The 19782-nt window shown below is 42.4% G+C and carries 20 protein-coding genes; 8 read left to right on the top strand and 12 right to left on the bottom strand.

What is annotated here, in order from left to right; all coding sequences use genetic code 11:
* The first annotated feature begins 33 nt into the window (after positions 1-33).
* Both JKG64_RS04095 and JKG64_RS04090 read left to right on the top strand, forming a co-directional pair.
* Positions 34-627 carry a methyltransferase domain-containing protein gene (locus JKG64_RS04095; RefSeq protein WP_210353061.1) on the top strand — a complete coding sequence of 198 codons (594 nt, stop codon included), beginning with the start codon at positions 34-36 and terminating at the stop codon, positions 625-627.
* On the top strand, positions 624-815 hold the full coding sequence (locus tag JKG64_RS04090) for a hypothetical protein (protein WP_210353060.1): 192 nt from the start codon (positions 624-626) through the stop codon (positions 813-815). The genes JKG64_RS04095 and JKG64_RS04090 overlap by 4 nt, the downstream gene beginning before the upstream one ends.
* A gap of 57 nt (positions 816-872) precedes the next feature.
* Here JKG64_RS04090 and JKG64_RS04085 read toward each other — a convergent pair whose 3' ends face one another.
* The 5 genes from JKG64_RS04085 to JKG64_RS04065 form a co-directional block, all read right to left on the bottom strand.
* Positions 873-1307 carry a hypothetical protein gene (locus JKG64_RS04085; protein WP_210353059.1) on the bottom strand — a complete coding sequence of 145 codons (435 nt, stop codon included), beginning with the start codon at positions 1305-1307 and terminating at the stop codon, positions 873-875.
* 6 nt (positions 1308-1313) lie between these two features.
* On the bottom strand, positions 1314-2879 hold the full coding sequence (locus JKG64_RS04080) for a SusD/RagB family nutrient-binding outer membrane lipoprotein (RefSeq protein ID WP_210353058.1): 1566 nt from the start codon (positions 2877-2879) through the stop codon (positions 1314-1316).
* 13 nt (positions 2880-2892) lie between these two features.
* Positions 2893-6228, bottom strand: coding sequence for a SusC/RagA family TonB-linked outer membrane protein (locus JKG64_RS04075; protein ID WP_246512471.1), 3336 nt, complete (start codon positions 6226-6228; stop codon positions 2893-2895).
* Between the two features lie 125 nt (positions 6229-6353).
* On the bottom strand, positions 6354-7448 hold the full coding sequence (locus JKG64_RS04070) for a FecR family protein (protein WP_210353057.1): 1095 nt from the start codon (positions 7446-7448) through the stop codon (positions 6354-6356).
* Positions 7449-7540: 92 nt separating this feature from the next.
* On the bottom strand, positions 7541-8098 hold the full coding sequence (locus JKG64_RS04065) for an RNA polymerase sigma factor (RefSeq protein ID WP_210353056.1): 558 nt from the start codon (positions 8096-8098) through the stop codon (positions 7541-7543).
* Positions 8099-8437: 339 nt separating this feature from the next.
* Between JKG64_RS04065 and JKG64_RS04060 the strand changes: the two genes are divergently transcribed.
* The 3 genes from JKG64_RS04060 to JKG64_RS04050 all read left to right on the top strand — a co-directional run bounded on the left by JKG64_RS04060 (position 8438) and on the right by JKG64_RS04050 (position 9955).
* A complete protein-coding gene (locus tag JKG64_RS04060; protein WP_210353055.1) occupies positions 8438-8926 on the top strand; it encodes a thermonuclease family protein in 489 nt (162 codons plus the stop codon).
* A 177-nt stretch (positions 8927-9103) separates the two neighbouring features.
* Positions 9104-9307: a hypothetical protein gene (locus JKG64_RS04055; protein WP_210353054.1), complete on the top strand. Its 204-nt coding sequence runs from the start codon at positions 9104-9106 to the stop codon at positions 9305-9307.
* Positions 9308-9568: 261 nt separating this feature from the next.
* The gene (locus tag JKG64_RS04050) at positions 9569-9955 is read left to right on the top strand and encodes an HU family DNA-binding protein (RefSeq protein ID WP_210353053.1); all 387 of its coding nucleotides are present in this window, start codon (positions 9569-9571) and stop codon (positions 9953-9955) included.
* Positions 9956-10191: 236 nt separating this feature from the next.
* Here the strand turns inward: JKG64_RS04050 and mnmE are convergent, their stop codons facing one another.
* The 3 genes from mnmE to JKG64_RS04035 form a co-directional block, all read right to left on the bottom strand.
* A complete protein-coding gene (mnmE, locus tag JKG64_RS04045; protein ID WP_210353052.1) occupies positions 10192-11571 on the bottom strand; it encodes a tRNA uridine-5-carboxymethylaminomethyl(34) synthesis GTPase MnmE in 1380 nt (459 codons plus the stop codon).
* Positions 11572-11652: 81 nt separating this feature from the next.
* Positions 11653-12516, bottom strand: a complete 864-nt coding sequence (locus tag JKG64_RS04040; RefSeq protein WP_210353051.1) for an aminotransferase class IV — start codon at positions 12514-12516, stop codon at positions 11653-11655.
* 34 nt (positions 12517-12550) lie between these two features.
* A complete protein-coding gene (locus JKG64_RS04035; RefSeq protein WP_210353050.1) occupies positions 12551-13588 on the bottom strand; it encodes an RluA family pseudouridine synthase in 1038 nt (345 codons plus the stop codon).
* A 76-nt stretch (positions 13589-13664) separates the two neighbouring features.
* On the opposite strand from JKG64_RS04035, the gene JKG64_RS04030 reads away from it, so the two are divergent.
* Positions 13665-14558 carry a 1-aminocyclopropane-1-carboxylate deaminase/D-cysteine desulfhydrase gene (locus JKG64_RS04030; RefSeq protein ID WP_317195829.1) on the top strand — a complete coding sequence of 298 codons (894 nt, stop codon included), beginning with the start codon at positions 13665-13667 and terminating at the stop codon, positions 14556-14558.
* A 54-nt stretch (positions 14559-14612) separates the two neighbouring features.
* Here JKG64_RS04030 and JKG64_RS04025 read toward each other — a convergent pair whose 3' ends face one another.
* Positions 14613-14894 carry a GNAT family N-acetyltransferase gene (locus tag JKG64_RS04025; RefSeq protein ID WP_133583419.1) on the bottom strand — a complete coding sequence of 94 codons (282 nt, stop codon included), beginning with the start codon at positions 14892-14894 and terminating at the stop codon, positions 14613-14615.
* Positions 14895-15065: 171 nt separating this feature from the next.
* Here JKG64_RS04025 and JKG64_RS04020 point away from each other — a divergent pair, with 171 nt between their 5' ends.
* Both JKG64_RS04020 and JKG64_RS04015 read left to right on the top strand, forming a co-directional pair.
* Positions 15066-16361: a BamA/TamA family outer membrane protein gene (locus JKG64_RS04020; protein ID WP_210353049.1), complete on the top strand. Its 1296-nt coding sequence runs from the start codon at positions 15066-15068 to the stop codon at positions 16359-16361.
* A gap of 27 nt (positions 16362-16388) precedes the next feature.
* Positions 16389-18464 (top strand): TonB-dependent receptor, encoded by a 2076-nt coding sequence (locus tag JKG64_RS04015; protein WP_210353048.1) that lies wholly within the window; start codon positions 16389-16391, stop codon positions 18462-18464.
* Here JKG64_RS04015 and JKG64_RS04010 read toward each other — a convergent pair.
* Genes JKG64_RS04010 through JKG64_RS04000 form a run of 3 tightly spaced genes read right to left on the bottom strand, consistent with a single transcriptional unit; the run spans position 18448 to position 19671 of the window.
* Entirely contained in the window at positions 18448-18804 is a 357-nt protein-coding gene (locus JKG64_RS04010; RefSeq protein WP_210353047.1) for a hypothetical protein, read from the bottom strand. The two genes, JKG64_RS04015 and JKG64_RS04010, sit on opposite strands and share 17 nt — an antisense overlap.
* Positions 18794-19345 (bottom strand): RNA polymerase sigma factor, encoded by a 552-nt coding sequence (locus tag JKG64_RS04005; RefSeq protein WP_210353046.1) that lies wholly within the window; start codon positions 19343-19345, stop codon positions 18794-18796. The genes JKG64_RS04010 and JKG64_RS04005 overlap by 11 nt, the downstream gene beginning before the upstream one ends.
* A gap of 2 nt (positions 19346-19347) precedes the next feature.
* Positions 19348-19671 (bottom strand): hypothetical protein, encoded by a 324-nt coding sequence (locus JKG64_RS04000; RefSeq protein WP_022829279.1) that lies wholly within the window; start codon positions 19669-19671, stop codon positions 19348-19350.
* Between the last annotated feature and the right edge of the window lie 111 nt (positions 19672-19782).

Genomic DNA, 19782 nt, shown 5'->3' with positions numbered 1-19782 from the left:
TTGCTATGTAAGTATAAGATTAGTTAAGTCACCATGGAAGAGAACGTAAAATTGGATGCCGAATACTGGGAGCATCGTTGGCAGGCTAGACAGACAGGTTGGGATATTGGATATCCTTCCCGCCCGATTGTGCACTATATGGAAGGATATTCCAATAAGGAAGCACATATTTTAGTTCCGGGCTGCGGCAATGCGTATGAAGCAGATTGGTTGGCTGCCGCTGGGTTTAAGAATATTACGGTATTGGATATCTCGCCCACAGCGATTGTGAGTGCCAAGAATAAAGTACAGCATGGCGCGGCTATTAATTTTGTCTGTGCCGATTTCTTTAGTTATCAAGGGCAATTTGACTTGATTATTGAGCAGACTTTTTTCTGCGCCATCCCTATAGGCCGACGTAGCGATTATGCGTGTAAGACATCCGAGCTATTGGTTGCCGGTGGTCATCTGGTAGGTGTTTTGTTTGACCGAGAGTTTAGTTACAGTGGTCCCCCGTTTGGTGGCAGTGCCCTCGAATACGAACCACTATTTAAAGCATATTATACGTTCGAGCGTTTTGAAGCCTGTTATAACAGTATAGATGCTCGGGCAGGTACAGAGTTGTTTATTAATTTAGTGAAAAGATGAAAGAGCTGTTTTTAAGAAATTGGACCTTTATGCGGATTTTTAGGATTGCATTAGGCTTGGTTGTTGCTGCTCAGGGCTGGCATAGCAACGAATGGATATTTATCGTATTGGGATTGATATTTGCCGTTATCTCCTTTCTCAATCTAGGTTGTTCGGCCTATGGTGGTAGCTGTAATTACAGGCGTTAACATCAAAAAGGTAGGCCTACCCTTACGGTTGACCTACCTAGCATTACTACCCATTAATTATTTTATTCTTATATACTTTTCGGTGATGTGCTGTTTGACACCAAGCTCTGGCAATTCTTCCATCCCCTCTTGGATTAAGGTATCTCCTTTTAGGGATATCGCAAACTTAAATTGCTTACCTTCCCAAGGTCTATAGGTACAGAAGTCCAGGTTTTCGGTATAAGTACTCCCTTCCAGTACATAAGTACCACCACCACTTACGAAAGTGGCCGTACTGTCCTTGCCCTGGTTTTTGTCATGATTAAAGAATGCAAAGTGACTCGCATTTATCACTTTAATCATTTCTGTTTTTGTTGTATCGACCTGTACATGGATGGTGTCCTTACCCTTTATGGTTGTACTTTCCAGGAGTCTATAGCTTCCCTCGATGTCATTGCCTGCGTTTTGACAGGCCACAGCGCTCATAGCGGCGATTAGTATATAAAAACGCATATTCATCTATTGTTTATCCCACCATACACGGCCACTTAGGTTATCTCCACCTGGTACCGCCGCGGCTGCCGCTTTAAAGTACTCCCTGTTAGTACCAGCTTCCTCAGCAGATGGGTAAGGGAATCTACGCGGAATAGTACCCTTTGTTGCGTTGCCAGGATAGACAACCGGTGTTAGTTCAGGATATCCCGTTCTTCTCCAGTTAAACCAAGACTCATAGAAGTTTAGTGAGGTGTTATGGTGTATCCAGTACTGTTGAGCAATTTGCTTTATTCCTCCACTCAGTGGGTTAGCAGCTACATAAACATCAGCGTCAGCGTCAGAAATAGCCAGTCTACTATCAAATTGCTTAAGATAAGTTATGCTCGCTTTTACTCCCTTGGCAAAATGATCTGTCGCTGAACCACCTATTCCCCAGCGTTGAGCAGCCTCTGCCAGTAGTAACTCACATTCTGCATAGGTCAAAATAAAGGTAATACCATCCAGTTTAATCATGCCTGGGTGAGGAGAAGAATATTCAGGCATTGACGTAAAGTTAGGTTCGGTTTTTACGTCATATTCCTTACCTAGATTATCCTTACCGTTGGGCATGCCTTTTTGCTTTGCAGGATCTGTTTCAAAATTGGGGTTGATTTCTGCAGCTGTTGTCAGGAATACCTTCGTTGCGGCTACTTTTATCCGAGGATCGTTGGTGTTCTTTAGCACATCGATAAAAGTGTTGGACCATTTACTGAACCATGGATCCTGACCTGAAAGAACTTGACTGTTTCTGTTTTGGGTAATACGGTCACCACTTAGATCATGTTTTAGAAAAGCATTTTCATCATTGCTGGTCAAAGTATTTCCTGCCACTTTAGCGACATAAGTTTTTGCGGTAGCCTCATCTACTTTGGTCAATCGCATCGCTAGTCGTAAAATCAAACTATTACCGAAGCGTTTCCACTTGTCAATATCACCTGCATAGATGACATCACCCGTTACTTTATCAGCTGATGGGTTTAGTGCATTTACAGCTTCGTCTATCTCCTTGAGCATATCCTTGTAGATATTCTCTTGCTTATCGTACTTCGTTGAAAGCGCTTTATTGTAGTAGCCCATTCCCGCCTCTGAATACGGGACATCACCATACAAATCTGTAATCCGGGCAAAGATAAGTGCTTTCCAGATACGTCCTACTTGATGTATATTGTGATATTGTTCTTTACCACGGGTTAGCTCAACAACATCTACAATAGGTTTTACTTGCTCATCATATGCCCTTTCCCAATATGAAGAGGTGTATCCCGGGTTTGTTAAATATTTATCTCCTGACCAGTAGCTCGCAATACTCGAAAGCCCTTGGATCATAGTGCCTGAGTATATTAAATTTGCTCGCCATGTTTCGTAAGCAAAATCAATACTGCCCGTATAGGTTAACTGCGAAGTAGACAATGCGAAGTTCGGATCAAATTCTGTTGGTCCATAAGTAAGCTTGTTGGTATTGATATTGTCAAAGTCTTTTGTGCAACTGGTTGTACATAGCGCTATCGATAATAAAGAGAGTGCTAATATATTAAGTTTATTAAATTTCATACGTCCTTCAGATTTAGAGTTTAACATTAAGATTGAAACCAAATGTACGAACAGGAGGTACACCGCCTAGCTCAAGTCCCACAAACGTTGCATTATAACTGGATTCCGGATCGATATTGTCTGTTTTCTTCATCAGCGTAAACAAGTTACGAGCAACAAAACTCAATGTCAATCCGTTGATTTTGTTATTAAAGGCCTGTGCAGGGAAGCTATAACCAAATGTTAATTGTCTCATTTTTATAAAGCTCGCATCATTCACGAAACGCGACGATGTGTTATTAGCCATATTCTCATAGTATTTAGGCGCAGTATTGCCAAGAGCTTCACGATCTTTCAATGTTTCTTGATGCAATCCTTTGATATAACCGTAATAATCTGTTCCTGAAAATACTTTACCACCGAATTTACCATCGATTAAAAATCCTAAATTGAATTTTTTGTAACTAAAGTCGTTGTTCCATCCTGCAAACCATGGACTTTGGGAGGAGCCATAGCTTTTTAATTCACCTCTATCAGGCGAACCATCGGCTAATTTTACAATCTCACCTTTGTCGTCGTATTTGTAATCGTACGCAAATATTTGCAACATAGATTTTCCTGGTACATGTTTTAAGAAGCCAACGCCTGAACGAGAAGTCGCCACTAACATTTCATCAAGACCATCGGTAAGTGATAGTACCTTGTTGTCATTGTATGTTGCGTTAATTGAGGAAATCCAGCTAAAGTTTTGGTTCTTAATAAGTGTCCCTGTTACCAACATTTCGACTCCTTGGTTGCGAATGGCACCTGTGTTTAATACCGCACCAGTATATCCTGTTGTGCTAGGAATCTCTACTTCCAAGATCTCATTTTCAGAACGTTTGCTATACCAAGCTAAATCGATGTTAAGGCGATCATTAAGAAGTCTTAGTTCTGTACCGACTTCGACTTCTTTTGCTGTCGATGCAAATAAGCTGGAATTTGGTACAGATGTATTTGAAATTGTACCTAAAGGATTTCCATTAAGACTTTGACTCAAGAACTTGTAGCTCAACGAAGTCAGATAAGGATTCGTCGCTTGTCCTACTTGTGCATATCCAGCGCGTAATTTACCAAAATTTAATACCGAAGAATTCAAGAACTCCGTGAAAACAAATGACCCGCTTACCCCTGGGTAAACCGAATAAAGTTTTTTATCTGCTCCAGGTGTTGCCAATGTGGAGAACCAATCCGAACGCAAACTCCCTGTTAGGTAAAGAATATCACGATAAGCATACTCTAATGTACCGTATACCGATTGCATTTCTTCCTCAGAACTTACTTGCGATACCGCTTTATTTTTTAATCCTATGATAGAATATTTACCTGGCCCCAAGAATTCAGTGCCTTGATTGATCATAAGATCATTCTTTGTATTTCTATATGCGGCACCCACATTCGGTGTCAAGGTCATATCATCGGTCAATGAGAAAGCTTTACCCACTAAGATATCCGCATTCACGTCGTTAAACTTAGCTGATTGCAGAGCCATATTATAAGGCGGTGGGTACGCAATTCCTCCTGGGAATATACTCTCGAATTCATTCGTATAATAGTCATTACCTGCACGCCCCTGCACAAATAAGCCATTGTCAAACGTATATCTTGCTGATAGGGAGCTTATCAGTCTGTTCCGTTTCGTGTTATTTTGGATTTCGTAAGCTGCATACCAAGGGTTGGTATCCCACTTGTTACCAGAGTTGTATGCAATCTCTTTTCCATTCTCATCTTTATAGGGTTTCAGATTACGGATATCCAAACTTGTAGGTAAAAACATGGCGTTGAAGTTGGCACTACCTGCACCATCTGACAGCATAGGTCTATTTTTTGCCTTTTCAATAATGTAGTTTGCTCTTGCATCAATAGATAGTCTTTTTATCGGTTCAAAAGTCGCTCCTAGATTAAAGGAGTGCCTGTCTAAACCTGAATTTGGCATGATAGAGCTATTGTTGACATCAGTTACCGAGAAGCGTAAAGAGCCTCCCTCAAAAGATTTGTTAAAAGCAATATTATTTGTCCAAGTGTGTCCGTTTTCATAAAAGTTCTTGAGGTTATTTTTCTGCGCTACATATGGACGTTCTACGCCGTCAAACTGAACCACGTTAGACCCATCTAATTTTGCCCCCCAGCTCGATGCACCTACCTCTGCCGCGCCTTGTGCAGTCACTGGCTTACTGCCATTACCTCCTTGGCCATAGACATACTGCCAGTTAGTAGGATCCATAACCTGCTCTACCACATAGTTAGAGCTAAATTCTACACCATTGCCTTTGCCTGATTTGGTCGTAATCAGGATTACCCCCGCTTTCGCTCTGGAACCGTATAGTGCTGATGCTGCAGCTCCTTTCAATACCGAGATACTTTCGATATCATCCGGGTTGATGTTGCTGATCGCATCCCCCATATCCGGCGCATTGTCCCATTGGCTACCTTTGTTACCATTTGGATTCGTACTACCTGCTGATCCAACTCCAACGGCTTTATTTTCCATAGGCATACCGTTGATTACATAGAGCGGTTGGCTCGACTGTCCTAAACTGGAAATACCACGGATGATTACAGAGCTGGATGAGCCAACTCCACCTGCTGTTGATGAAACGTCTAAGCCTGCTACTTTACCTACTAAGGAGTTGACAACATTGTTCTCGCGAGCCTTCGTTAGGGATTCGCCCTCTAACTGAGTGACCGAGTATCCTAGCGAGCGGCGTTCTTTTTTAACACCAAGCGCTGTTACGACGACTTCGCTCAGCATTTGGTCATCGCGTTCCAGTGCGACAGTCACCTCACCGCCTTTTTGTATGGTGATTTCTTTAGATAGATATCCTGTGAATGAAACCACCAAAGTATTTCCCGTTGGTACATCTATCTCGAATCGGCCATTCAAATCGGTTGCTTTTCCGATTGCACTGCCCTTTACACGTACGGTAGCGCCGGATAGTTTGTTCCCATCCTGATCGGTTACCAATCCTTTTATGCTCAAAGTCTGTTGTTCGGACACCACAACCAGGCCTTCACCCGAAACTGAGTACTGTAGACCATTTCTAGCAAATAGACGTGGTAGCAGATCAACAACTTTTGTGTTATCTACTTTTAGGGAAAGTTCCTTGTTCAGGTTTTCATTTGTTGCGCTATAGACAAAGTAATAGTCGCTATTTTCCTCAATCAATTTGAGAATCTTGCTCAACTTTGTCTTTTTGACATCCAAGGAGACTTTCTGTTGGGAGTAGACATTTGCGGTTACGTTCGCGAATGCCAATACAATCATAATCAAGGTTAGTTTCATCCGGATAATGAATCTAGAGCGCACAAGATAATTCCAATGCACTTGCATAAAGCCATTTTTAATCATACTTTAGTGTTGGTTAAAGTTTATAATAGGCAGCGTATGGGTTCGAAGCTTACGCCTGCCGGTTAAATTAATCCAATAAGAGGATGGTTTTTACCATCCTTTTTTAGTTATTTCTCATAAATTATCACGTCTTTTCCATGTATCTCATAATTAAAGGGTTCTACTTTTTGTAATGCTTTTAAAACTTGGTTAATATCTTCTTCTTTAAATGTAGCCGTAAATCTATATTTTCCTATTGCTGGGCCCTTCAACGTGATATTGATATCGTACCAGCGTTCGAGAATAGACTTCAGTTCATTGAAATCCTGGTCGACCATAGCTAGTCTATTTTCTTTCCATGCGATATCTGCCATTTCATGCTTTTCATCGTTAGGGACATCCTGTATTGCTATTTCCTTGACATTCGCTTTAGGTTTTGCCGTTTTCTTTGCTTCCGTCTCCGAGCTTGCAATCATCTCATTTTTATAGATAGTCACCTTTTGGTTAGGTTTGATGACGATAGAATTTTCATTTTTGCCTTTACTTTTCAGCTCGATTAGACCTTCAATCAGTAAGGCTTCTGAGGCCAGTTCATCGGGATAAGCCTTTACATTGAACGAGGTGCCCAATACGCGGATATCAAACTCATTGGTGTGTAGTACGAAGGGCTTATCTGCATCTTTTTTTACATCAAGATACGCCTCCCCTGTCAAAGACACTTGGCGTGTTGCTTTTCCAAAATCGGTATCAATCTCCAGCTTACTTTCCGAATTGAGTGTAACCTTAGTTCCATCTTCCAGGGTAAATGTTTTCTTCTCCCCTTTTATAGTTTGGTATATCTGACCTGTTGTAGACATAGCTAGATTCTCAATAGCCGTCTCTTGCGTCTTAAAATATCCCAAGTACATAAATCCAAACAAGGTGAGTGCAGCGGCCACAGCGATAGAAGTGGCCACTATAGCCCACCGCTTGATAGGTTGTGGTTTGTTTTGTTGGTTGATTGTATTTCGTAGGTTATCCATCTGTTGGATAACTGGTCTTTTATGGCCTGTCAATACAGCGAATACACGTTGCGCTCGGGCTATGACATCCTGTTGCTCGGGGTGTTGTTGTATATAACGTTCCCAGTATTGCACACATTGCTCATTTTCCTGGGCACAGTATTGTTGGAAAGTATCATCAATTAGGAAGTCCTCTACTTCTTTGTAGTCTTTATGGCTCATTATTTAAGCGGTTTTATAGTATAGTGCCTATAATCCGTTCGATTGCCTAAAAGAAAAATGAAATAATTTGTATTTCACTGTATATTAGTTGATTAAAATTCCTTTAATTGTTCTCGTAAAGTCTTCAATGCATCGTACAGCGTATTGTAGGCTGTCTTTACACTCATGTGGGTCACTTCGGCTATTTTTTCATAGCTATAGCCTTCGAAAAACTTGAGGTGTATCAGTTGTTTCTGTCTGAAAGTCAGCGTTTCCAGCGCTTCTTTTAGGCGTAGTTTGACCAGTTCGTTGGTCTGTACACGGATTATAAATTCATCGTAAGGCATCTCTGTCCAGTCCTCTTCCGCTTTTAGATGCTGCAGGGCGGTGTTAATTTTATTCTGTTTTTCTAGTAGTCTTAAAATTTTTCTTTTTAGGAATGTCAGTAGATAAGACTGTACATTCTCTACGCGTTCCAGACTTTCCCGCTTTTCCCATATACTGGCGAATACCTGGTCTAGCGCCTCCGTACTGAGGTCTACATCTCCACAGGTACGTATACCAAAGTTTACCAGGTCCTTATATAATTGCGCATACAGATCGAAAAAGGCACCTTCATCCCCTGACCTTATTCTTTCCCATAATAGTCTATATTCTAGTGGTCCTTTCATCACTTTGTTTTAGCCTCGTTGTTTGAACCAGCAGCGGTATACTGCTTTAGCGAAGATGTCTATTTTTTTTTAGATATATTCAAAAAAAGTTAATTTAATGTAAAGTACTTCCTCTAGTGTTAAATAATGTTAATGCGATTGCTCCACTGTACTATTTTGGAGGTGCTTTACGTTTATACAGTATAATTTCATAATTAGGTTAATAATTGGTTTGGTAAAAATCCTGAAGTTCCCCGCTTCAGGATTTTTTTGTGATTTTTTCCCGCTTAGCCTCTTTGACTTATAATCTGGGTCTTTTTAAAGCCTTTGTTGCGGTTTTGTTTCCTCTATCTTTGCCGCATGAAGAAAACGTTCTTGATCTGTCTCTTTCTGTTTTTTGTTTTTACTGGTGTAGCGCAGAAGTATATAGAGGGGCGTGTGGTGCGGGTAGCCGATGGCGATACTTTTACGATAGTTGACAAGTACAAAAAGAAAATACGAGTACGTTTTTTTGGTATAGATTGCCCAGAAATCGGACAGGATTATGCGCATACCGCGAAGAGCTTTACGAGCGCTCGTACACTTGATAAAACTGTTAAGATAGAAGTCAAGAGTAAAGATCGTTATGGCCGTGTGGTTGGTGTGGTATGGCTGGACCGTAGTACCGATTTGAATCTTCTGTTGCTCAACGTCGGTTTGGCTTGGGATTACCCTTCGTATAGTAAAAGTCGCGAATACCACCGTGCCGAAGCACAAGCTAGAGCGCGCAAAGTCAATATTTGGTCGCAGCAGTCTCCAATAGCGCCATGGGATTATCGCAAGGCCAATAATAATAAGAAGAAAAAGTAATTCCCTAAAGACGGGAACAGCACAATTATGGAAGTTTAATCACTCCGAGGGGACTCTCAAAGTCGGGAAAAACTTAATTAAGGTTAAAATGTCTAAAAATCAGTTAGATAATTTGCTTTATCGAAAGTAGTATTGTATATTCGATTTACTGATGTTTGATTTTTATGTAAACTGATTATGATGAAATCTTCATTACAACGATTGACTGTTTATCCGTCCGACCTGCAAAAGATTACAGGTCGTAGTGAGCGTACGTGTCAGCGTATCATCAACAAGATCAAGGATATGTTTGGCTTGGGTAAGCAACAGCTTGTCACGGTACATCAGGCTTCCGAGTACCTTGGTATTCCAATGTCCGATATGTACAACTTCATTCGTTAACTCCCCCTTTACCTTATTCTTCTTAAACTGTTCTATTCTTCCTCTCTTGGACTTTCCTTTATTAGCTAAGGGCTAAGTCTCTATTTTTCTTCCTGGCGACAAAAACGACAAATACGCCAAAACAGACAAGTCCGACAATCCCGTCAAAACCGACTAACGATAACATATTGCGTTATACCTTTATCCTGTCAGTTGGGAAATGGTACCGCCCACTGGCGACAGGTAGATAATTTATTTATTAATTTTTAAACGCAAAAAGAAATGGCAATTAAATTCAACATTCATGAAATTGGGAATCCAAGTGACCCAACAGCACCAAAGAAGTTTTACGCGAGACCGGTGCATACCGGTGAAATTAGTCTGGAAGACCTTGCTGCAGATATCTCGCATGCATCTTCTATTACTGAGTCGGATGTGTATGCTGTATTACAGAGCTTGATACGCGAGATTCCACGTAATATATCGAGGGGCTATATCGTCCGTCTCGGTAACATGGGGTCTTTTCGTGTCAGTACGAGAAGCACAGGGAGTGATTTGTCCGAAGAGGTAACCGCTTCCAATATCCTTAGTCCAAAGCTGCTCTTTCATCCGGGCAGGCAGATAAAGAACGCCATGCAGACCTTGGTATTTAAGAAAAACGGCTCTTAGCTATTCGGATTGAGAACTGATTCAAAAAGGGATATCTCCTAGAGATATCCCTTTTTTTTGCGCACAAAAGGCCAAAAAATAGCCGTGGCCAAATAAAAAAAGGCTTAGGCGTCTTTTTAAAACGGCTTAGGCAACTTTGTAAAGTTGCCTAAGCCGTTTTTTATAAACTGAATAGAAGCTTTTTAGCTTCTTTTTGATGTAAAATAGTAGTTTGTAATCGATTGAAATACAGTTGTTTATTTTCCGATGCAGAATTTAGAGAAAATGTTTTCCAGCAGATCGTCGGTAGTTACCGTGCCGGTTATCTCTCCCAGATGGTGCAGGGATTGACGGATATCCATTGCCAAAAAGTCGGATGTTACCGGATTGTCAATACCGTATAGAACCCGCTCTAGTGCCGCTTGCGTAAGCTGTAGCGCCTCCACGTGTCTGATATTCGTGACCATGACATCGTCGGTATTGATATTCGAAAGATTGACCTGATTCAACAATTCCTCCTTCAGTTCATCTATTCCCAGTTGTTTTTTTGCAGATATGTACAAAGGGTTCAGTACATTGTATTCCGCTCTATCGCCCTCCGCCAGCAAATCACTCTTATTGATTATCGTTACAAAAGGAATATTCAGATCCCTCACTTCACTTATCTGCTGCTGTACCACCGCGATATTATCTTGGGTGGGGTCAAATAAGTAGATAATCAATCGTGCCTGTTTCATTTTCTCCCGTGTACGCTCCACCCCTTTTGCTTCGATGACATCTTCTGTATCCCGTAAGCCTGCGGTGTCAATAAATCGAAAGGTCACCCCATGGATATTGATTTCATCCTCGATAGTATCTCGTGTCGTACCTGCGATATCCGATACAATAGCACGTTCTTCATTCAGCAGGGCGTTCAATAATGTCGATTTACCGACATTAGGTTTACCGGCGATAACCACCGGAACTCCATTTTTGAGCACATTCCCTTGTTCAAAGGATTGGATAAGCTTGCCGATTACGGTATATATCTTTTGTATAAGCGACTTTAGCTGATCCCGGTTTGCAAATTCCACATCCTCCTCCCCGAAGTCTAGCTCCAGTTCTATCAAAGAAGCAAAATGTACCAAATCTTCGCGTAATTGTTTCAGCTGATTCGAAAAACCACCTCGCATCTGTTGCATGGCCACTTGGTGGGATGCAGCGGAATTGGATGCGATTAGATCTGCTACAGCTTCCGCTTGCGAAAGATCCAGCCCTCCATTGAGAAATGCCCGTAGGGTAAATTCACCAGCACGTGCGGCTCTCGCTCCTTTCTTTATGAGCAGGTTGATAATCCGTTCGATGATATATTTTGAGTTGTGTGTCGATATTTCTACCGAGTTTTCCTTTGTGTACGAGTTTGGTGCCACAAATAGCGAGACCAGTACTTCATCGAGGATTTCCTCCCCTTCACGTATCGTTCCAAAATGTATAGTATGTGAGTCCTGGGCAGTCAGATCCTTGCCTTTGAACACACCATTGACGATGTTTATCGCTTCGTTTCCCGATACACGTATTACAGCGATAGCACCTTGTGCACCAGGAGATGTAGCCAACGCTACGATAGTATCTTGAGATATTAATCCGTTTGTAGACATGGGACAAACCTACATAAATTCGCCTTTACAAGCAATACAATTGCTTCGAAATGTAAAAGCAAATTTGTAGCTCTCCTCATCCTATAGACCACCTTCTTTGTCATAACTCCAGGTTGCCAGTCTATCCTGTAGTATCCGAGATATTTTGTTAAAGTAACGCTTCTGCTTGTAACCCATAACCCACTGTATTCCTTGTATGGCATTGGTGCAGAATATCTCATCCGCTTTTTTCATGATTTCGGGACTGATCTGTGCTTCGATGACCTGTATACCCTCCGCTTCCGCGATATCCATCACCACACGACGCATCACCCCAGCGATACAGCCTTGATTCAACGCAGGGGTATACAGCGCTTTCTCAAAGTACACGAAGATATTTGATGTCAGCGCTTCACAGAGAAAACCCTCTTGGTTGAGAATGAGTACATCATCATAATCAAACTTCTTCTTATACAGTCCAGCGAGGACATATATCAACGCGTTGTTTGATTTCAGGTCCGAGAGATCGCCAAAAGGCTTTTTATTCTCCGTATACAGGTCGATAATAAGACCGTTTTTCTTATCTCTTTGTGGCTCTTCCAAGCGTTGCACCTGAAAGATATAATTCGGACGGTTGCTATCGGGGGTATAGAGCCCATCGCCTTCCCTAAATACCGCAAGACGTACGCGCACGCGCTGTCCGAGCATATTGTTCTTACGGATTAATTCGTCCGTAGCTCCCTTAAAGAAATACGTGTCGAACTTGCCGGACGATTCCAGCTCCAGCCGCTGCATGCTCTGTTGTAAGCGCTCGATGTGAAAATCCAGAAAGCGGATTTCACCGTCTTTATAGAGCATCGTCTCAAAAATACCATCGCCGTAGCGGAATGCCCGGTTATTGGCCGAAAATATAGTATGGTCTTCCGGCAGCAAAGTGCCGTTGTAGTTCATGTAATGTGTAGGCATAAAAATGCATTAAAGCGTAATCGTTTGGCGGACCCTATTGCTGTGTTTTTTCAGCAGCATATCCTCTCCACTTTTCTAATACTAAACGAAAATCCTCGGGCAATGGTACTTCAAAATTCATTTCTTTTTTTGTTTTCGGGTGTATAAAACCGAGTGATCTGGCATGAAGTGCCTGTCTAGGTATTATCTGAAAACAATTGTCTACAAATTGTTTGTATTTTGAAAATGCCGTCCCTTTTAGTATTCTGTCCCCCCCATAACTGGCATCATTGAAAATAGGATGGCCTATAGATTTCATATGTGTACGTATCTGGTGAGTACGTCCTGTTTCCAGCTGGCATTCAATCAATGTGACAAAGCCTAAGCGCTCTATTACCTTATAGTGCGTGACCGACCATTTCCCCTTTTCCGGGTCATCGTACATATTCATTATCCGACGGTCTTTCATATCGCGGCCGATATAGCCAGAGATGGTACCATCTTCGGGGAGATCTCCCCATACGAGGGCCACATAACGACGTTCTATGCTGTGTTCAAAAAATTGTTTGGCCAGATAGGTCATGGCCCATTCATTCTTAGCAATGACCAATAGTCCAGAGGTATCTTTATCTATACGGTGTACCAGTCCTGGGCGTCCTGTATTACCCGGTAGTGTAGGTAGCTGATTGAGGTGAAATGTCAGTGCGTTCACCAGCGTACCTGTATAGTTGTTGAATCCGGGGTGTACCACCATACCAGGCTCTTTATTGACCATAAGAAGGTCATCATCCTCATAAGTAATAACAAGCGGGATATCCTCGGGATAGACCTCAGTATCGCGTGGAGGGTCGGGTAAGACCATGGTAATGACATCGAGTGGCTTTACTTTATAGCTGGCTTTGATGACTTTATCATTGACAAAGACAGAACCTGCATCAATCGCATTCTGTATGCGGTTGCGTGAGGTATTCTCTACTCTATTCATTAAAAACTTGTCAATACGAAGCAAGGCCTGCCCTTTGTCGGCAACTATCCGTATATGTTCATACAATTCCTGCTCGTCTTGTTCCTGTATATCTAAGTCTTCGTTCATAGCACAAAAGTAAGTGAAATACACCAAAAAGTACTAACTTTGACCTACTCTTACTTCAATATACTGAATATTAACAATGTCTTTTTTATCTATGCTCCTCTTTAGCCCTGAACAATTACTTTCGCACCCTTTGTATCAACAAAAATCAGTTCAAGTCTATATAAAACGTGATGATATGATTCACCCGTTCGTATCGGGTAATAAATGGCGTAAGCTAAAATATAATCTTTTAAAAGCAAGTGAATTAGGTAAAGATACATTAATTACTTTTGGAGGCGCTTGGTCCAACCATATCCTTGCTGTGGCCTGCGCCGCTGCATCGGCAGGTTTTTATGCTAAGGCTTTCATACGGGGCGAGGAGATTTCGAACCCTGTGCTGGATATGTGTCGCCTGTTTGGTATGGAGCTTCTATTCGTGTCGCGGGAGGATTACAAAGACAAGGAAAAGCTCTTTAATGGACTCCAAGAAGCCGATAGAAGCTTTATGATTGATGAGGGGGGCTCAGGAATAGAAGGTGCTCGTGGCTGTTCGGAACTGGTGGGCGAGCTCGAGCGGCAGTATGATCATATCTTTGTGGCGGCCGGAACCGGTACTACAGCGGCAGGTATTGCAATGGGAATAGCGCAAGAAGATGAGAAAAGCTTGTTGCATGTGGTACCCGTATTGAAAGGAGGAGGTTTTATAGCCGACGAGATGCTGCTGCTGGGCGCTAACCTACAGCAGAGTAGACTCCATTTGGACTACCATTTTGGTGGTTATGCAAAGGTCAAACCCGAACTGATACAGTTTGTACAAAGTTTTGTACGCCAGACGGGCATCATGATAGAGCCGACCTATACGGGAAAGGCGCTGTTTGCATTACATGATTTATTGGAAAAGGACACGTTCGAAAAAGGCAGCCAGATATTGTTTATTCATACCGGAGGGCTTACTGGCCTCCTGGGGCAGCTAAAGCATTTTCAAGATTAATGTGCCTGCTCCCCTAGCCCGAGAGGCCTTAAGGAGCAGATAGCAATCCAGATTTTAAGCGAGCACGTCTCTTATATCGACGTTCTTTTCAAACATGGCTTTTGCAAAAGGACATAGCGGAATTATTTTCAGATTATTATCCCTAGCGTGTTCGACTACCTTTTGCAATAGAATTTTGCCAATACTCTTTCCTTTTTGTTCGGGATCGACTTCAGTATGGTCCACAATGATCTTGTCCGTACCGGCTATCGAATAACTCATCTCCCCTATTTTCTTATTTTCCTCGTAGGCAACAAAGGCTCCTTTGCTTCCTGTTTCTTCTTTTTTAATTAACATAATATTTTTTATTTAAGATATTTTGATACAAATTATAACAATTCCTATCCTGTAATATACGTAGAAAAAGAGAACAAATGAATTTGAAAAACGTTTTTTGTGGGCGCCGAAGCGTCTAAAAGCCAAAACTTATCTTTATTTTCGTGCTACTAATATGGAAAGAGACCCTCTATGAGATACCTGTACATCCTTTTGTTTTTACCCTTGTTGGCATCAAATACCTATGCACAGGACCTCGAGCAGCAAACTGACAGTCTATTCTTAAAAAGAATAAAGGGAGACCCCCTGCCCCCTGATAGTCTATATGATGTGGTCAATCTTTTTCAGGACATCAATCCCTTTAAGAAAAGAAAGAAAGACGGTACGCCCGAGAAGCGTTCAGGTATTTCCTATCTACCCAATCTCAATTACAATCCGAGTATCGGTTTTCAGATAGGTATTAAAGCTGTGGGTGGATTGCATTTTGGCGAGAAAAAGAATACCAGTATGTCGGTGTTTGCTACTGCTTTGAACTATACGACCAGGGGGATTGTGTTTGGTTATCTTTTTCATGATGTGTATACACGAGAGAACAAATGGAATCTAAAAGGTAGTCTCCATATTGCTAAAATGGTGGGACTCGATTATGGTATGGGGATCGGACACCCATTGCCCAATCCTACAGAAGAGGAGTCTATCATCAATAATCCGGACCGTGACCGTTTTGTCAATAAATATACTGTCTACGGATTCAACGAACGTATTTATAAAAAGTTGAGCCCGGGACTATTTGTTGGTGCGGGGGCCTATTTTGAGTTGAAGCGCAATGTCAGTACACTGACGGAGGTCTCCCCTTCGCCCAATGAGATTTATAGCAAGTGGAACGGCTTCGATCCTGTGCGCAATAATAATAACGGGTTGATGTTTAATCTGCAGTACATGACCCGGGACAATCCGAATAGCGCCTACAAAGGCATCTATTCCGATGTGGTCTTGCGGACGAACCAGACTTGGATGGGAAGTTCGCAGAATGCCATACAACTCCTTACCGATTTTCGTAAGTATTTTCAGCTTTTCCCGGAGCGTGGCCGTCCTAACCACGTATTGGCCTTATGGTATTACGGATCGTACAATCTCAGTGGCAAGCTACCCTATCTTGATTTGCCGGGGACGGGCAAAGATCCCTATGCAAAAAGCGGTAGAGGCTATACCAACGGATATTTCAAAGGACGCTCTTATGCATATGGTGAGGTCGAGTACCGCTTTCCAATACTGCGTAATCAGTTTTTGAGCGGTGTGGTTTTTGGAAATATTCAGACTGTAGATGACCAGATGGGCACCAAGCTGTTTAAGTACTGGCAACCTTCAGGCGGTGCAGGTTTGCGGGTGCTTTTCAATAAAATGACCCGTACCAACCTATGTATCGATTATGCCATTGGTAAATTTGGACAGAAAGGCCTGTTTTTGGGATTGAATGAAGCATTCTAAGGGAAAAAGCCCTATCTTTAACGGTAGATGAGATATTTGACCACCAACCTAACCCTCCTCCTAGCTTTGTTGGGAGTGACTGCCTCTGCACAAGTTTCTAAAGACAGTACCAATATTGCTTTACAGCCTATAGATGTGAAGGTGTACTTTGCCAAACAGTCTTCTTTGGGCGTTACATCAGCTACTCAGAGTCTATCAGCAGAGGTTATCTCCCGACAGAGTCCTACCTCTTTGCTGGCCGCAGTCAATACTGTTCCTGGGATACGTATGGAAGAACGTTCGCCAGGTTCTTATCGCTTGGCCATGCGGGGAAGTTTAATCCGTTCACCGTTTGGAATTCGTAATACCAAAGTATATGTAGACGAGTTTCCGTTGACAGATGCAGGTGGCAATACCTATCTCAATCTACTTGCTCCGGTGGGTATACAGACGATACAGCTGGTCAAAGGACCCGATGGCTCGCTGTTCGGAGCTAATTCTGGTGGAGTCGTGCAGATCAGCCCTAAGGGGTTTGAAATGCTAGAAAACAGACGCGAAGTCGAACTTACGGCTGGTGCCTACGGTCTGTTCCAACAGTCACTATCCCTACAGCAGAAGGTGACTCCCAATTATCAGTTCTCTTTTGACCAGTCATTTTTACGTTCCGATGGTTATCGGGACAATGCAGGCTTGAACAAGAAAACTGTTCAGACGGCCCATCAATGGCAATACGCTCCTATAGCGCAGCTACGTGCTTTTATATTATATACCGACTTGGGTTACGAAACGCCGGGCGGACTTACCCTGGAGCAGTATGAAGCGGATCCGAGAGCCTCACGCCCTGCAGGTGGGCCCAATCCGGGGGCGAAGGAGCAACAGGCCGCTATCTATAACAAAACGGGATTCGGTGGAGTCTCACATCGTTTACAACTCGGCAAGTATCTATCGCACCAAATTTCTTTGTTTGGTTCCTACACGGATTTCAAGAACCCTTTTATAACGAATTACGAAGAGCGCATCGAGAAAAACTGGGGACTGCGTACTTACCTGTCGCTGGGCAATCAACAGGCGGCACTGCCTTGGCAGATGCAGTTGGGATTTGAAGGGATAAAAGGAAGCAGTACGATTGACAATTACGACAATAACAAAGGAGTGGCAGGTGCTGTACAGGCACGTGATGGCATGACCAACAGCCAGTGGAACCTATTCTATCGGGCGCAGATTGAGCTGATAAAAAACTGGAACCTGGAAGGTGCTCTCGGACTGAATGGTAATCACATCGACTACACCCGCAAATACCCAGTGGTAACGCCTACAGATGGCCATATTTCCTTTGATAAGCAATGGATGCCCCGTATAGCGAGTTCGTATACCCTCCATGAGATAATGTCCTGGCGGGTTTCTGTAGCCAAAGGTTATTCTACGCCTACCCTTGCGGAGGTACGTTCTTCTGACAATAGTATAAATACAGACCTGCAAGCTGAATCCGGTACAAATTACGAGGTAGGATATAAAATACGGAATAAAAACAACAACCTAATTTTGGATATTGCTGCTTATACCTACCGTATGGAGAATGGTATCGTGCGTAGCCTGAATGAAGCTGGCGCAGAGTATTATCAGAATGCCGGAGAGATGAAACAGAAAGGAATTGAACTATCCCTGTGGGGTGCGATTCCCGTTTCGCCACAATCGCCCCTGTTACGTGGAATGAGCGTACATACAGCTGTAAGTTATAATGACTATCATTTTGGGCAGTACAAGGTAGCTGATAAAGACTATTCGGGTAATAGAATGACGGCAGTGCCCCAATGGGTATGGACTAATAACGTTAAAATCGATTTTCCTTATCAGCTTGATTTAAACCTGTATCACAACTTTACTTCCTCCATGCCTTTGGGTGATGCCAATAGTATATATGCGAAGAAGTTTCATTTGGTGCAAGCTAAGCTCAGTTATACGGTACCTCGCTTTTATGGGGTATCTGTACAAGTATATGCGGGGGGTGACAATCTACTGAATCAGCGGTACAGTTTAGGTAATGATATCAATGCTTTTGGTGGCCGCTACTTTAATGCGGCAGCCACACGTAATTTTTATGGGGGACTTAAGTTGATTTTTTAGTGCCGGATTCCCGTGTCATCTTAAATAGTTTCCAGAGTTTGTCACTGAAGAGCACAATCAGGATAACGTAGATTAGCTGAGAGAAGAAAGAGATTTTGTCTAAGGAAGCTTGAGGCAAACCATAGGAAGCGAGTGCTAAGCCTAGTCCATAGTTAAGTAGCATACCAAAGACGGTACCTATCAAGAAAAAAAGCAGTGCCATCTTCTTACTTTGGTGCATTTGGACTTTTGCCTTTTCAAAATCGACAATCTGTTGCATCATACGGCTTTCGAAATCGTCAAAAGGCAATTCCAATTTACTGTTCTTGAGCAGGTCGTATAGTTTATCGTTATGTTCCATAGTATTCTTCTTTCATTAATCTACGGAGTGTCCCGTAGAGGTGTTTTCGGGCTCTAAATAAGATTACTTTTGCATTGGACTCCGTCCATCCCGTAATATCGCACAGTTCCTGAATAGACAGCTCTTCGAGGTAATAGAGACGCAGTGCCAGCGCCTCATTAGCCGGAATCATTAGTAGTGCTTCCTGTATAAGCTGTTCCTGTTCTTTTTTCAGCAGCCTGTCGAAGGCATTTTCGTCCCAGGCTACATCATGTTCTTCGGCGCTGAATTCGATAGGCTCCGGTTTCAGCCGCCGCGCCGTGCTGAAAGCACAGTTTACAACAATACGATAGAACCAGGTGCTGAATTTGGATTGCTTTTTGAAAGCTGCCAACGACTGATAACAGCGCATGAAGGCGTCCTGAACCACTTCTTCGGCCAGGTGTTCCTGCTTGACAACAGAATGTGCGACAGAATAGGCCATATGCTTATAAGTCGTAAGAAAATACTTAAAAGCATATGGGTCTCCTGCTAGTACCTTATCAATGTAGACTTGGTCCATTCTTAATTGTTGTTTTCTTGCTTTTTATCCAGTTTGTGGGCAATAATCATAGAGATACCGGTACATACCGTAATTATCCCCATGGGGATGGCATCCTGTGACTGAAAATAACCTAATTCCTTGAAAATTCCTACGATAATAATACCTATTCCTATTCCTAGCACCACGATGCCAGGCTTTTGCCAGTCATAAGGTTCTCTTTTGGCAGATGCTCCATCTGAGTTCGCGATACGGATTGCCCTGAATTTCATAATAAAGTAAATCGATAATGTAATAGCTGTAAATAGCCCTACAAACATTATGGATAGCATTTCTTCTTTTCCCATGTCTTTTTTTATTGTTCTTTCCCCATTAGTCGCCTCCAAAAAGAAAATGGTTACAACTTTCTGAAAAAACTTTTTAGTTCCCCTACTGTTCTAATTCAAAAGAGCTAAATC

Source organism: Sphingobacterium tabacisoli (assembly GCF_017908035.1).
GTDB lineage: Bacteria > Bacteroidota > Bacteroidia > Sphingobacteriales > Sphingobacteriaceae > Sphingobacterium > Sphingobacterium tabacisoli.
The sequence above is the reverse complement of the archived record's forward strand: the minus strand, read 5'-3'. Positions and strand labels throughout refer to the sequence as shown.